This is a genomic window from Stenotrophomonas sp. NPDC077421, from assembly GCF_049545505.1.
Lineage (GTDB): Bacteria > Pseudomonadota > Gammaproteobacteria > Xanthomonadales > Xanthomonadaceae > Stenotrophomonas > Stenotrophomonas nematodicola.
The window spans coordinates 66,967-79,842 of sequence record NZ_JBMWDP010000017.1 but is presented as its reverse complement, the minus strand read 5'-3'; the positions used below and the strand labels follow the sequence as shown (position 1 = coordinate 79,842).

Here is a 12,876-nt window from a genome sequence, read left to right as displayed (position 1 = left end):
GCCGCATGAGACTCTTCACTATCCGCGTGAGAAATGAACACACATCTTTCAATCGATCTTGTAAATTTCGATCGTGCTGGCTTGGGAGGCACCATCGGCAAGACGCTTAAGTGCGTCAGTTGGCCCGAAAGGCAGGCTTCCGAATGCACTTGGCAATTGGAAACTATTTGGGAAGGCGGTACTGCTTGGACGGTTCGAAGTAAGCCGACAATGACCGAGTCAGGTCATGAGATGGGCGCGCTCCAAATCGAGGAGTCGCATGAATCGTCGCTCTCTCCGGATTTTATCCGGGCTATCATGCCTATCGATGATTTCGTTTTAGCCGGTTATCGCATTGCCAGCGCTTTGGAGAGTAATGTGATATCGGATTGTGCAATTTCACTAATTGATGGTGGTGGTAGGGAGTTGGTCATATCGACGGCTCCTGCATCTGGTGCAGTCTCACTGTGTCGCTGGGGAGAGCCCTGGCCAAAAACGGAGTTCGATCCGTCAAGTTTCGTTTGGGGGCTGGAAGTAACGAAGTAGGATTTGGTTGCCAACCGCCCATGAAGCACAAGGCCCGCAGTGCGGGCCTTGTCATGGTTGGCATTGTGATCGTGCTCAGCGTCCGGCCTGCGCGAGCAACGAGTCCAGCACCTCGCTCACCATCTTCTGCTTGGCCGTTGGTAGCTGAGTGATCCGCTCCAACTGCTGTTGCAGCTTTGGCGCCGGCCCGCGCTTGCCCGCAGGACGCAGCCCCGGCGCTCCGATCGGCTCCTCCACCGTCACCGCCAGCCCGGTCGCCAGCGCCGGCAGCAGCGACACCGGGACGCGCCTGCATCCGATCTCGAACGAACCCATATCGTTTACCGATCCGGACGGGCGACAAAGTGTCGGTAATAGTGAGCGTTTCCACGAAGACTACAGGCCGGCGCTACCGGAGTTGGCCTCTGGTGTTGGCCGATGCCTGATACAGGCGCAATTGCGTAGGCCGGGCGCGCCGAGGGTGTCGGACAGATCGTCTACGTCACCGAGTAGCGGGCCGTGTCGCTCGGCATAGAGGGCACGGGTGCATTGATGCGTATGAAGCTGCTCACGCATCACCCTGCGGAGAATGCTCGACGATGGGGCACGTGGCCTGCATTACGGGCCTTGTCGCTCAGAGACGGTCGCGCCCAAACGCGAATGGTCCAGTCCCTCAGAGCTTGCCGGCGTTCTCGTAGCGCGCCACACCCTGTTCCACAAGGTGCTGCAGTTCCTGCAGCAGCGCCGGGTCCAGAGCATCGAAATTGAAGCAGGACTTTCCCTGCATGCGCTTCTTCAGTGCGGGGCTGATATCACTCAGCAGCTCGGGGAAATCGTAGACCGGCATGAAGTGAACGACATGCTTGCGGCCAGAGACCTTCACCGCCCCGAAAAACTGCGCCTTGCCCTTGGCGTCGAGGTGTCGGCAGTTTGCGTAGAAGTGGTCGTCTTCATCGTGCACGACGTCAAGCCTGCTCCGGTAGGGAATCATAAGACTCCGCAGCGCGGCGAACAGGTTGGGCTGCGTTTCCGCTGCGGTGCTGTTCGTAGTGGCGGCGGATTGGCGTGGCGTCTTCATGAAGTCTGCCTGGAACGGAACACGATGGCGGAAGGGTGCGGCGTCCTTGCGGTTTCAGGCTAGCACGCGGGTATTGGACGATGGTCGGCTCTGGTAGGCAGGCGCCGGGCCACGCTGACGACAGGGCAGGTATGGCGATCGGTGCTGAAGAAAAAACGTCGTGTGAGCATGCGTTTTACGACCTCTTCACGCCGTCTCCACGTCTTCCAACCAGAACTGAAAGCCTCTCGTGGCGCCAACAAAAAGGCAGCTATATTCCAGTCTCCCCAGACAAAGGAGGGACTGCAATGACCATGACCAAGCATCACCTGACGCTCGCCCGTACGCTCGGCGTGGCGATCATCGCCACCGTCGGCCTTGGCGGCTGCGCCACCTACAAAGACGAATTCGCCTCGATCAACTCACGCCTCGACCAGCTTGATGTGAAGGTGCAGGGCGCTGCCCAGAGCGCCGAGTCCGCCAACCAGTCCGCGCAGCAGGCCAACCAACGTCTGGATCAGATCGAAGGCCGCGTCCAGCAGCTCGAAAAGGCGCCCCGTCGCCAGCCACGCGGCTGATCGCGCCTGCACACCTGGTGTGCAGGGTATGAAGTGGAACCGGTGGCCGTTGTTGGCCACTGGTTTCGTTTAAGCCCATCGTTCCATCCGAAGGAATCGTCCCATCGTTATGTACTCACACGCAGCACGACGTGCCGCCTCTGGTGCGCTAGCCGTGGCGCTGGCATTTGCAGGTGCCGGCGTTGCCAGCGCCAAGGATGCCGCCCCGCAACCGGTCGCCGCCGTCGATGAACTGCCGAAAGGCCAGGACGTCTCCGACACCGTGATCGAGCTCGCGGGGTGGGTGGTCGCCACCAAGGACAGCCAGGGCTATCCGTTCGCCATCATGGACAAGGCCGCAGCACAGATCCTGGTGTTCGATGGCGAGGGCCGGCTGCGCGGCGCGGCGCCGGGGCTGTTCGGCTCGGCGACAGGGGACCATACCGCCCCCGGTGTCGCCGGGCTGGCGCTGCGCGAAATTCCGGGTCGGGACCGCACCACGCCGGCAGGCCGCTTCGTAGGCGGTTACGGCCCGTCGATCGACGCCGGCCGCGTCCTGTGGGTGGATTACGAGTCCGCCGTTTCCATCCATCCCACCGCGACCGGCGTCCCGGCCGAGAAGCGGGTGGAACGCCTTGCGTCCGCCTCGCCGGACGACAACCGCGTGACGCATGGCTGCATCAACGTCTCGCCCGGGTTCTACGAGCAGATCATCAGCACCACGTTCCAGCGGGGCGGGGTGTTCTACATCCTCCCGGATGCCGACCCGATCGAGAAGACCTTCCCCGCGTTCGCGAAGAGTCGCGCGGCATCGCAGGACGAAGACGGAAAGCGCACGCGCTCCGCTCGCAGGTAAACCGACGCGTCACCACTGAAGCAGGCGGGGTGGGCGAGGGTTACTTGCGGTCTCCAGGACATGCGTCGGGTTGGCAGGCCAGCGCCTCCCACACCCGGCCGCGCCGCTGTGCCGGGGTTGTCACCGCTTCGACCGCTCCCGCACCAAGGCGATCCTGCAACTGCTGCAGATACAGGCTGCGCGGGATCACCACCTGTGACGGGTGCTCCACGATGCCGGCGGGCTCTTCGGGCTGGAACTTGCCCGGTACGGCGTTCCCGATCTCTCCCACGCTCCAGTTCATCGCATGCGGCGGCGCCTGCAGCACATAGTGCGCGCTGCCCGTGTTCCAGAACATCTGCTGCGCGCCGGCCCAGCCGTGGCCGGACCCGCTGCGACGCCGGTTCTGTGCCCGAAGCTGAGTGTCGCGGGTGTTGTCGTACAACGTGCCGGTGGCCCAGCGATGGTGCGGGCCGCTGTCGTTGGTGCCGTCCACGGCCAGGCAGTCCAGGAAAACGTTTGGCCCGGGGGTGAGCGCGCCGGTGACGACGCTGTGCCGGGCGTGCTCGGCATAGCAGCGCTGGGTCAGGTTGAACGACGCGTTGCCTTCGTAGTTGTACGCGTAGCGGCGCATGCCCTCGGTCTGCCCATAGCGCGGGTCCAGATAAGCCAGATCCTGGAACGTGTTGAAGTGGGCGCCGTCGTGCGCGGTGATGCCGTGTGAGACATAGCGCAGCGTGACATTGCGCACCCATGAATCACGCACACCGTTGAAACGGATGGCGGTGTACGGCCCACTATCGGGCGTACCTGCAGCCGTGCCGGTGTGCGGGTTGCCTTCCAGACGCAGGTCCTCGATGCCGACCTCGCCGATGCGCCGCACAGCGACGCGGTACACCGTACCGCCGCCGAAGCGGCGCTCGATCGCATCCACCACCGGTGCGTCCAGCACCAGCGCGTCGCGATCCACGGCGGCCACCACGCGCGCGTAGTCCATCGCGAAGCCCTCGGGCGTCCAGCCATAGCGGGCGGTATCGATCCCGTCGGCACCCAGCCAGGCGGCATTGGGCGTGCGACGCAGAATGAGGGTGTCGCCCTCGCGATACCCGGCGGTGGAGGCCAGCGGCACCCGTATTGCCCCCACCGGCACGAACGCGGCGCTGATGGTGGACGACGGCAGGCCGGCAGTGTCCACCAACCGGGAGGGCTCGCGGTTGCCCACCTCGATGATCCGACCCTGCCGGCCGGTGTAGGTCGAACGGATGATCGTGCCGTTGCTGCCGCGCCCTTCACCGCGCAGCACAACGCCGCCGCTGCGGATGACCAGCCCGTTCGAGACGGTGTAGCGCCCGCGCGTGAGCAGCACGACGCCGCGCATGCCGCGCGCATCGGGCGTGCGCGCACTCACCGTGTCGATGGCCTGCTGGATGCGCGCGTGGTCGTCGCCGCCAGCGGAGGGAGCAAGCACCACGCGGACGGGGAGCGAGGCGGGCGCAGGCAGCGCTACGCCACCGCCGCGGTAGCCGGCGCGCGAGAAGTCCGGAACAATATGCCGGGCCTGTGTGCCGCCGCGCTCGCGGTACATGCCGTAGCGCAATAGGCCATCGCTGCCTGGTGCGACCAGCGGCGCGTCTGCGGCCGTATCGATGGGATGGATGAAGAACGCGGCGGAGCCGGGCCCATCCGCGGCGTGCAGCACCGTGGGCGCGCACGCGGCGAAGGCGATCAAGGCAAGCGCGGTGATTCTGCGGGACGGCGGCAACGGGCGCATTCGGGTGGTTTCATCCGTGAACGGGCAGGTGCTGATGGTAGCAATGCACTGCGGGGTGCCGGCGGGCATTGCAGGACCGATAGTGCGTCGGCTTGCCAGCGGGGTCCGGCAGCCCCAGGATCGAACCTGTCGTTTCCACTCTGACGCAGGAGGAGGCCTGTCAGGTCCTTGACCCATATGGAAAGCGCTGATCGCATAACGCTTGATGATCTGTCAGATGTTCGCAAGGCTGTAGCGGTCATGCGTTCACGATCAATTCTTGCAGCCGCTGCGGGTGGACCCATCTTCAGTGCGCTTCTGGCCACGGCGTGGCGTTGGCTGCATCCGGGCGGGGTATCCGTGGCTGTCGTTCTAGCTGTTGTGAGCTATCTGCTGTTCGGCCTGCCGCTCCTCGTGCGCTGGATTCTGCACTGGCGCAGAATCCATCAGCGCCTCACGGACGTCGAGGTGCGGGTCAACGCAGGTGAAACGGTGTACGGGTCGGAGGTGCGGTTCCGCTAGCCCCGTGCCCGAATCGAGCCTGGCGCCGACCCCGGCGCCTGGGGCCGCTCATCCCCCCGCTTGTTGGACGGCGGCGGCCCTTCTATGATCGAGCCGCGTCAGGTAAGCGCCCGTCTACGCGACAGTCTGGGCACGTCGTGCAAGTGGCTTCCGGGTCCATCCATTGGAAGGGTTTCGCTCATGGCTGCTGTCATCCGCGTTTTGATGGTCCTCTCCGTTGCTCTTCTGTCGAGCGCGTTGCTTCTGCCCCTGGAACGCTCCGTGCACGTGGAATTTTCATTGGATCAACCGCCTCCAATGTGGGTCTTCGGTGCGTTTGTGCTGCTGGTGGGCGTGGTCACTGGCGCCGCAGCATGGTCAGGGCTCGTGCGGTTCAGGCGGTGGGGGCGTCCGCTCGCCCTGTCCTATCACCCGCTTGTTGCGTCGCGCTTCCAGGCATGAGTGCTGTCAACCAATGCGTCGAAAGATCTTCCAGGATGTTGCCAACACGCTTTGCCACATGCTGGTCGGCTGGCGCATGGGCGATGATTTTGACGTCCTTGCAGCGCTTCCGGATGGCACGCTCTTCGTTGATGTCCTCGCAGGCACCGCCGCCCACAGTGCGGCGGGAGCTGTCCACCTCCGTATCGCAGGCGAGTTGCAGGCATGGTTCCACCATCGCCTGAGCGTCATCCAGATTCCCGTTCAGGCTCTGTCGTCGGCACAGGTGGTGGCCGAGATCCGCACGGATCGCCTCGCTACCAACCGCAAACGGATCGTCTCGTTTGACGTCTCCGTGCGTTCGGTGATTTCCACCGACGAATGCCGTTACACCGGCAAGCTGCATGAGGTGCACCGCTGGCATTCGCGGGTGCCGACTACCTGCGGCCCGGGGAGGATGGCGCCCTGACGCACCGTAGTCTGCTTCCGGGCGGCATCCGGCCAGCGAGAGCGGTGCGAAACGCATCAGTGATCTGGATTACCATCCATTCGGGCCGATCCGGTCCACGGGAACCCATCAGGGGGCGTCATGAAGCGCGCGGTTCTTGCCGTAATCACAAGTGCAGTCCTGGGCGGATGCGCCACCGTGGACCGGAACACCACGTTCGATGGCAGCGATGGCAACGCATTTGTCCTGGTCGCTGCCGACAACGTGCCTGATCGGGGCGTGAGCAGCCACAGCTTCGTCTTCAGCAGGGTCGACCTGCAGTCTTCAACCTTCCTGCCGGAGTGGTTCTCCATTACCTTCGACGGCGGAGCGGGCACGTTCGTCGTCGACGAATTGAAGAAGCCAGAAGGTCTCAACACGACGCTGCGTTTCGGTGCCCGTTCCGTGGTGCCCGGCGACTATGCCTATGCGGCGAGGCGGGATCTGCAGGGCAATCTGCAGACGGAGCACTGCTATGCCAAGGGGGCGGGCGTGTTCCGTATCGTTGCGGGCAAGACCAACGTCATTTCGCTTGGTGATGTGCTCAACGACATGGGCAGCGATCCTGACGTCGCGCTGGATCAGGGCGCGACGATTCTGACCGCGTATCCCAAGATCAGCGCGCCGCTCGTGCAGGCGCAGCAGGTGGGTTCGATCACGTTCCCGCCGGCGAAGTCGCTGGGCTGGGAGGGCTGCCTGAACCGGAATGTCACGGCCTTGACGGTCATTTCGGCAACACCCTAGGTCGTTGCCCAGGTGACGCGTCAGCGAGCTCGCGTTGATACGTACGCCATTCCCCCGCACCAGCGGCCAGACTGTCCCGGATGCGTCCATCACGGAACTGTTGCAGATAGAGACTGCGAGGTGTCGTCACCTGGCCCATCGACTGCACCATCCCCGCTGGTTCCTCAGGCGGGAACTTCCCAGATCCAATGGTGCCCAATATGGCGTAGTCGCTGGGCGTCCATCGGTATCGTGCGGTACCGATGCCCTCGGGGCCGACCCAGGAGGCATTGGGTTCCCTCGTGATCGACACCGTATCGCCTGGGCGATAACCGGCCCGGCGTGCCTCCAGCGCTGCGCGGGCAACCGGGGCAGGCAGGTCCGCCCTTGGCCGGAAGTCCCCATCGACCCCCAAACGATCTACAGCGCTCCGAAGGCCTGGATGCCTCCGGAACAGAAAGTCCGTAAGCTCATTGCTTCACGCCCCGTATCCTCGGCGTCCGGTCGTTCGGGCAGCAGTCGAGCGGCCGGTTCTCCAGTCCTGTGATTTCACTGCCGTGGAAGGATCTTTGATGCTCAGGGTTACCCGCAAAGCCCTTGTAACTCGGGTTCCACGTCCACGCCAAATCCGCTTCAGGGTGGTATCCATCGTACTGATGTCGGCCGCGCTGTCCGTATCCGCGCAGGCGTTGTCGCCTGCCGACGAATCCCGGATTGCCAGAGTGGAACAGGGCCTTTCGACTCGTGTGGTCGTCAAGGACGCACCCGGCCAGAAGATGTCGCTTGTCGAACGCATGGCGTTCCATGACGTTCCTGCTGTCAGCATTGCCCTCATCAATAATGGACGCGTCGAATGGACACGTGCCTACGGCGTGCTCGATGCGGCCAGCCGGCGGCCCGCCACGACAGCAAGCCTGTTCCAGGCTGGCTCGGTCAGCAAGTCGATCACTGCACTGGGCGCGCTGCACCTGGTTGAGCAGGGCGTGTTGTCTTTGGACGATCCTGCGAACGGGCAGCTCAGCAGCTGGAAGATCCCGGACAACCACTTCACCCAGCAAGGTCCTGTCACGTTACGCGGTCTACTCAACCACAGTGCGGGCATGAACATACATGGCTTCCACGGCTACGCCCAAGGTCAAGCAGTACCTTCACTGCTCCAGGTGCTGGATGGCGTGGCGCCAGCCAACTCCGAACCGGTCCGCGTAGAGGCGATACCCGGCACAGAATGGAAATACTCCGGAGGCGGCTACAGCGTTGTTCAACTGATGATGACCGAAACGCGTGGCAAGCCGTTTCCCGAGCTGATGCAGGAGCTGGTCCTCGACCCACTGCAGATGAGGGACAGTACGTTCGCCATGACCTTGGCGCCGGCGTTGCAGGCACGGGCCGCAATCGGGCATCACACCAACGGGGCGCCCGTTTCCGGCGGGTGGCATGTGTACCCCGAATCGGCGGCGGCCGCGCTCTGGTCCACACCGACGGATCTGGCCAGGGTGGTCGTCGATATCCAGCAAACGCAGTCCGGCAAGCCCGGCAAGCTGCTGTCCAGTGGAATGATTGCCACGATGCTGAGCCGTGGGTTGGGCGAGTACGGCCTGGGGTTTTACGTTGAACAGCTGGGCGACGGCGTCAGCTTCGCGCACTCGGGCGGCACCGACGGGTTCCGCTCGCAGCTGTATGGCTACACCCACACGGGGCAAGGCGTGGTGGTGATGACCAACAGCGACAACGGTGCCGCCCTGATTGACGAGATTCTTGTGAGCGTTGCCGCCGAATATGGCTGGCCAGAGTTCCAGATCACCGAGAAGGTCGCGCTGCGATCCGATCCGGTTGGCAACGCGATGCTTGTGGGCAACTACATCCTGGTGGAGAAACCTGCACAGGTCATTGCCGAAGGCGATCGGCTGTATCTCCGGAGCGAATTGTTCGGCGAGCGACCGATGGAGCTGTTTGCACAGTCCAAGACCCGGTTTTTCATGACCGCACAAGACATGACGGTTGAGTTCCAGCAGGTAGGTAAGGACAAGGCAAACGGCTTTTTGCTGAAGCGCGGAAACAACACCTATATCGCCACCCCAGCGCAATAGCGGGTAAGCCACTGCTGTCCAGGGTCCGCCATTGGCCGAACCCGGATGGGAGGGGGCAGGGCGTGATCGGCACGCAGAGGGCTGCCTGGCGCGCGATTGCAGAGGGCGTGCTGTCGACGTGATCCGCTCGGGAAAGCGCCATCACTCCGGCGTGGGCTCTGCACAGCGCTCGCTGATCACGGCGCCCTCAATGAAGCTGTCGACAGCCGCTACAAAGCAGCGAGGCGCCACCAGTGCCAGCAGATGGGCGCCGCGGTCCACCGTGTGGAACGTGACAGGCCCTGACCTGCCAAGCGTGGCAGCGTGTTCCTTGGCGCCGGCGTACGCGGTATTCGGGTCCAGTGTTCCCTGAATCACCAGAGTCCGCGGGAGGGTGCGCGGACTCGTTCCGAACCATGCATCGCGCGGGTAACGCGGAACGCTGCCATTCACCAGCAGACCGGGAATGGGGCTGACGAACAGCGCGTCCTTGGCCTCTTCGTTGACAGTGGCCATGCCGAGCTCCGGCCGGGCGTTGTTCTCCGAGGCGGCAATGAGCATCACCAGCGGCAAGGCCGGTTGATTGTTTCCACCCTGTCCCAGCTGTGCCAGCGCAACGTTCCAGTCTTTTACCGTGGCAACCAGCGAGCGGTCGTCGCCGGCGGAAAGATCCTGCACGATCCTCGGGATTCGATCGCGCAACGCAGGGAAGCTCAGCAGCGCGGCGAAGAATCGGCGCACGTCGCCGCCCGGCACCTCTTTCTGCCAGCCCGCATCCTTCACGGCCAGCAGCGTCCGATAACGCTCGAGGCTACGTTCATCCATGCTGTCCCGGCCCACCTGGTCGACAAGCGCTGTGCGCCGGCTGAGATCGAACGTTTCAGTGGTTTCGGGCGGCACCAGTCCGTCAAGAATGAGGCCATCCACGCGAAGGTCGTTGACCTGGAGCGCGCGCAACGCCAGTTGAGTGCCGTAAGAAACGCCATACAGGAGCACCCGGCCGCTGCGATCTGCGTCTGACATCAGGATGCCAAGGTCCTGCGCGGCCTCGGTAATAGAGAAGGCCGAGGTCCGTTGCAGGTTGGCGTACATGGCGCCGATGCAGGGTCCCCATTCCGTTCCCGCCAGCCCCGTGCCTTCCGGGCTTTCGGGTGATTCCTGGACAGGGCAGATCCGCGAGGATCGGCCTGTGCCCCGGTGGTCGGGAATCACAAGATCAAATCCGGGAAACGCGCGCTGGTAGGTCTGGATCAACGGGTACAGGGATGCCCCTGACTCGCCGGGACCGCCAGAGAGCAGCCAGACCTCGCCCCGTCTGGTCGTGTCGGCGCTGGCGGGTATGCGCCGCAGGAACAACGATATGTGCTCGCCTGATGGGTCGGCATGGCGCAGTGGCACATCCATCGATGCGCACTGCGATCCGCGAAAAGCGGGTGATGCGTCATCCTCGCAGGCATGCGCCTCCGGCACCGCCGCAGTGGCAGCCAACGGTGCGACCACAAGCAACATCGCCCACAGCATACTGCGACACATCGGCTATCCCCTGGGTGATCTGGCCACTACGATGAACCGGCTGCGGGATCGAGGCGAATGCCGGAAGTAACCCTGGACTGCCGTCTCTGTCTGCTTCCGGCTGAGAGGGGCAGGCGCGTGCTGCCACCGCCACGTCCTGGACACGGCATATACACCTTCCGACAGGGGAGTCCACGCCTGACCAGTTGCTCCGTTCGGTCATGCCGAATACGGGGCCCTTTGACCTTGGGTCCCAGCATTCGTTGACGATGCCAACGACGGCATCCTGCCGGGATCGCTGCTTTCTGAGCTGCCGGGAGCGGTTGTAGTGAGGTTTGCACCCAGAATCTGGAACAGGTCGCCCATTCCTATCCAACGCGCCTTGCTTGACGTCCCGGCCAACCGGCTCCGGTTGGCCGGGACATGGATCAACGAACGTGATCCAGGAACTGGCGGTGGCGCTCGTACTGATCCAGCACATCGTGAATCAACTGCACCTTCGGCCAACCCATGACGTCGTAGTCTTGTCCGCCCTCGCGCAGGTAGACTTCAGCCCGATAGTGGCGGGTGCCGTCGCTCACTGGGCGACGCGGGTCCTGCAACGCGAAGGTGGGGGGGGCGTAAGGCTGGGGACGCACGGAGTAGAAGAAGTCCATCTCCTCGCCATGACCTACGCGAAGCCAGGCTCGCCCATCTTCTCCTTCGGTAACTTCAACCGGAAGATCCTGCTTGCGCAGCTCCACTGCAACTTCCTGCAGTGCCGGCAGCACGTGATCCCTGATGAAGCCAACAACCTCGATCCTGATGGGGTTGTGAGCGAGCAGTCTGAGCCTGGCGCGCCAGTCATCGCTGGTGCCCGGAAGCAGTCGTGCTTCACGGGAGATCGAGCGCTTGGTGGCGTCCAGATGCATCGCTTTGAGAAGCCCCCAGCACATCAGGATCATGACGATCGTAAAGGGAAGGGCGCTGGCGATGGTTGCCGCCTGGAGAGACTCAAGACCGCCTGCGATGAGCAGGGCGACAGCGATGCCGCCAACCAGCAGCGCCCAGAAGATACGCTGCCAGACCGGAGACTCTTCCTCTCCCTTGGACGTCAGCATGTCGATGACCAGCGCGCCGGAGTCGGCGGAGGTGACAAAGAACAGCGCGACGAGGACAACGGCGAGTGAAGAGGTGATCATCGTCAGAGGAAGATGGCGCAAGAACTCAAACAACGCCATCGAGCTGTCATCTGACACGGCCTTGACGAGCTCCTGTACACCTTCCGAGCGCACCATGAACAGGGCGGAGTTGCCGTAGATGGTCATCCAAAGGAATGTGAACCCAAGCGGGACCAGCAGGACGCCGACCACAAACTCACGCACCGTGCGGCCTCGCGAAATGCGGGCAATGAACATCCCGACGAACGGAGACCACGCAATCCACCACCCCCAATAGAACAAGGTCCATCCACCGAGCCAACCACTGGGCTCATAGGCATACAGATTGAACGTCATCGAAAACAGTTGGGAGGCATACATGCCGGTGTTCTGCACGAAAGCCTGCATCAGGTGGACGGTGGGACCGCAGACAAGCACGAACGCGAGCAGGGCGACGGCCATGATCATGTTGATTTCAGACAGGCGGCGAACACCACTGTCGAGCCCGGCGACGACAGATCCTGTGGCCACGAGGATAATGATGCCGATCAACGACACCTGCACGAGGGTGCTCACTTCCAGACCGAACAGGTAGTTCAGCCCGGAGTTGATCTGCATGACCCCAAGACCCAGCGACGTGGCCAGGCCGAAGATGGTGCCAAGGGCTGCAAATGTATCGACCGCGTGGCCGACGGGTCCGTGAATGCGCTCCCCGATGAGTGGATAGAGTGCTGATCGCACCCGCAGAGGCAGGTTGTGGCGATAGGCAAAGTACGCCAATGCCAGCGCAACAACAGCGTAGATCGCCCAGGCATGCACACCCCAGTGGAAGAAGGTGATACGCATCGCCTGGCGAGCTGCCTCGGCAGACTCGGCTGTGCCTGTGGGCGGCGTGGCGTAGTGCATGATCGGCTCTGCCACGCCGAAGAACATCAAACCGATGCCCATGCCTGCAGCAAAGAGCATGGCGAACCACGATGCATAGCTGTAGTCAGGGCGGCTGTGATCCGGGCCGAGCTTGATGCGCCCGTAACCACTGATCGCGACACCGACGACAAAGACCAGGAAGCCTGCGACCGCCAGGATGGTGAACCAGCCTGCGTCATTGGCGGTCCAGTTCTTGGCTGCCGTGAACCAGGTTGTTGCCTTCTCTGGAACCAGAATCGATAGCGCCAACAATAGAATCACGCTGGCTGCAGTGGGAATGAACACCTGCGGCAAGATGCGCTGGCGAACAGGAGTGGATGGCGGAGCTGGGCTCTGCATGAGTTCCTCCGGTTGATGATCGTTGAAGCAGGGGTGCG

General features: G+C 63.2%; 13 protein-coding genes. 8 read left to right on the top strand and 5 right to left on the bottom strand.

What is annotated here, in order from left to right:
- Positions 1–33 precede the first annotated feature (33 nt).
- Positions 34–525, top strand: coding sequence for a hypothetical protein (locus ACPEH1_RS11310; protein WP_313242247.1), 492 nt, complete (start codon positions 34–36; stop codon positions 523–525).
- Between the two features lie 75 nt (positions 526–600).
- Here the strand turns inward: ACPEH1_RS11310 and ACPEH1_RS11305 are convergent, their stop codons facing one another.
- Positions 601–840 (bottom strand): hypothetical protein, encoded by a 240-nt coding sequence (locus ACPEH1_RS11305; protein WP_423715792.1) that lies wholly within the window; start codon positions 838–840, stop codon positions 601–603.
- A gap of 337 nt (positions 841–1,177) precedes the next feature.
- Positions 1,178–1,582: a hypothetical protein gene (locus ACPEH1_RS11300; RefSeq protein ID WP_136003268.1), complete on the bottom strand. Its 405-nt coding sequence runs from the start codon at positions 1,580–1,582 to the stop codon at positions 1,178–1,180.
- Positions 1,583–1,869: 287 nt separating this feature from the next.
- Here ACPEH1_RS11300 and ACPEH1_RS11295 point away from each other — a divergent pair, with 287 nt between their 5' ends.
- Together ACPEH1_RS11295 and ACPEH1_RS11290 are read left to right on the top strand one after the other, a co-directional pair.
- Complete coding sequence (locus ACPEH1_RS11295) at positions 1,870–2,139, top strand: membrane protein (protein WP_017355080.1); 270 nt, start codon at positions 1,870–1,872, stop codon at positions 2,137–2,139.
- A 154-nt stretch (positions 2,140–2,293) separates the two neighbouring features.
- Positions 2,294–2,974 (top strand): hypothetical protein, encoded by a 681-nt coding sequence (locus ACPEH1_RS11290; RefSeq protein WP_017355081.1) that lies wholly within the window; start codon positions 2,294–2,296, stop codon positions 2,972–2,974.
- A gap of 40 nt (positions 2,975–3,014) precedes the next feature.
- Here the strand turns inward: ACPEH1_RS11290 and ACPEH1_RS11285 are convergent, their stop codons facing one another.
- Positions 3,015–4,724 (bottom strand): hypothetical protein, encoded by a 1,710-nt coding sequence (locus ACPEH1_RS11285; protein ID WP_423715791.1) that lies wholly within the window; start codon positions 4,722–4,724, stop codon positions 3,015–3,017.
- Between the two features lie 168 nt (positions 4,725–4,892).
- Here ACPEH1_RS11285 and ACPEH1_RS11280 point away from each other — a divergent pair, with 168 nt between their 5' ends.
- The 5 genes from ACPEH1_RS11280 (at position 4,893) to ACPEH1_RS11260 (ending at position 8,942) form a co-directional block, all read left to right on the top strand.
- Positions 4,893–5,225 (top strand): hypothetical protein, encoded by a 333-nt coding sequence (locus tag ACPEH1_RS11280; protein WP_312710048.1) that lies wholly within the window; start codon positions 4,893–4,895, stop codon positions 5,223–5,225.
- 180 nt (positions 5,226–5,405) lie between these two features.
- Entirely contained in the window at positions 5,406–5,666 is a 261-nt protein-coding gene (locus tag ACPEH1_RS11275) for a hypothetical protein (protein WP_287251250.1), read from the top strand.
- Positions 5,667–5,679: 13 nt separating this feature from the next.
- A complete protein-coding gene (locus ACPEH1_RS11270) occupies positions 5,680–6,114 on the top strand; it encodes a hypothetical protein (RefSeq protein ID WP_287251247.1) in 435 nt (144 codons plus the stop codon).
- A 120-nt stretch (positions 6,115–6,234) separates the two neighbouring features.
- Positions 6,235–6,876: a hypothetical protein gene (locus tag ACPEH1_RS11265; protein WP_313242253.1), complete on the top strand. Its 642-nt coding sequence runs from the start codon at positions 6,235–6,237 to the stop codon at positions 6,874–6,876.
- Between the two features lie 635 nt (positions 6,877–7,511).
- On the top strand, positions 7,512–8,942 hold the full coding sequence (locus tag ACPEH1_RS11260) for a serine hydrolase domain-containing protein (protein ID WP_423715790.1): 1,431 nt from the start codon (positions 7,512–7,514) through the stop codon (positions 8,940–8,942).
- 141 nt (positions 8,943–9,083) lie between these two features.
- Here ACPEH1_RS11260 and ACPEH1_RS11255 read toward each other — a convergent pair whose 3' ends face one another.
- Together ACPEH1_RS11255 and ACPEH1_RS11250 are read right to left on the bottom strand one after the other, a co-directional pair.
- Positions 9,084–10,430 carry an alpha/beta hydrolase gene (locus tag ACPEH1_RS11255; protein WP_287251243.1) on the bottom strand — a complete coding sequence of 449 codons (1,347 nt, stop codon included), beginning with the start codon at positions 10,428–10,430 and terminating at the stop codon, positions 9,084–9,086.
- Positions 10,431–10,861: 431 nt separating this feature from the next.
- Complete coding sequence (locus ACPEH1_RS11250) at positions 10,862–12,838, bottom strand: BCCT family transporter (RefSeq protein ID WP_287251241.1); 1,977 nt, start codon at positions 12,836–12,838, stop codon at positions 10,862–10,864.
- Between the last annotated feature and the right edge of the window lie 38 nt (positions 12,839–12,876).

What these genes read in the sequence shown, in the direction of transcription:
- ACPEH1_RS11255 (WP_287251243.1), bottom strand. Translation starts at nt 10,430, where the DNA reads ATGTTGCTTGTGGTCGCACCGTTGGCTGCCACTGCGGCGGTGCCGGAG.
- ACPEH1_RS11285 (WP_423715791.1), bottom strand. Translation starts at nt 4,724, where the DNA reads ATGCGCCCGTTGCCGCCGTCCCGCAGAATCACCGCGCTTGCCTTGATC.
- ACPEH1_RS11250 (WP_287251241.1), bottom strand. Translation starts at nt 12,838, where the DNA reads ATGCAGAGCCCAGCTCCGCCATCCACTCCTGTTCGCCAGCGCATCTTG.
- ACPEH1_RS11275 (WP_287251250.1), top strand. Translation starts at nt 5,406, where the DNA reads ATGGCTGCTGTCATCCGCGTTTTGATGGTCCTCTCCGTTGCTCTTCTG.
- ACPEH1_RS11305 (WP_423715792.1), bottom strand. Translation starts at nt 840, where the DNA reads ATGGGTTCGTTCGAGATCGGATGCAGGCGCGTCCCGGTGTCGCTGCTG.
- ACPEH1_RS11265 (WP_313242253.1), top strand. Translation starts at nt 6,235, where the DNA reads ATGAAGCGCGCGGTTCTTGCCGTAATCACAAGTGCAGTCCTGGGCGGA.
- ACPEH1_RS11260 (WP_423715790.1), top strand. Translation starts at nt 7,512, where the DNA reads ATGTCGGCCGCGCTGTCCGTATCCGCGCAGGCGTTGTCGCCTGCCGAC.
- ACPEH1_RS11300 (WP_136003268.1), bottom strand. Translation starts at nt 1,582, where the DNA reads ATGAAGACGCCACGCCAATCCGCCGCCACTACGAACAGCACCGCAGCG.
- ACPEH1_RS11270 (WP_287251247.1), top strand. Translation starts at nt 5,680, where the DNA reads ATGCGTCGAAAGATCTTCCAGGATGTTGCCAACACGCTTTGCCACATG.
- ACPEH1_RS11310 (WP_313242247.1), top strand. Translation starts at nt 34, where the DNA reads ATGAACACACATCTTTCAATCGATCTTGTAAATTTCGATCGTGCTGGC.
- ACPEH1_RS11295 (WP_017355080.1), top strand. Translation starts at nt 1,870, where the DNA reads ATGACCATGACCAAGCATCACCTGACGCTCGCCCGTACGCTCGGCGTG.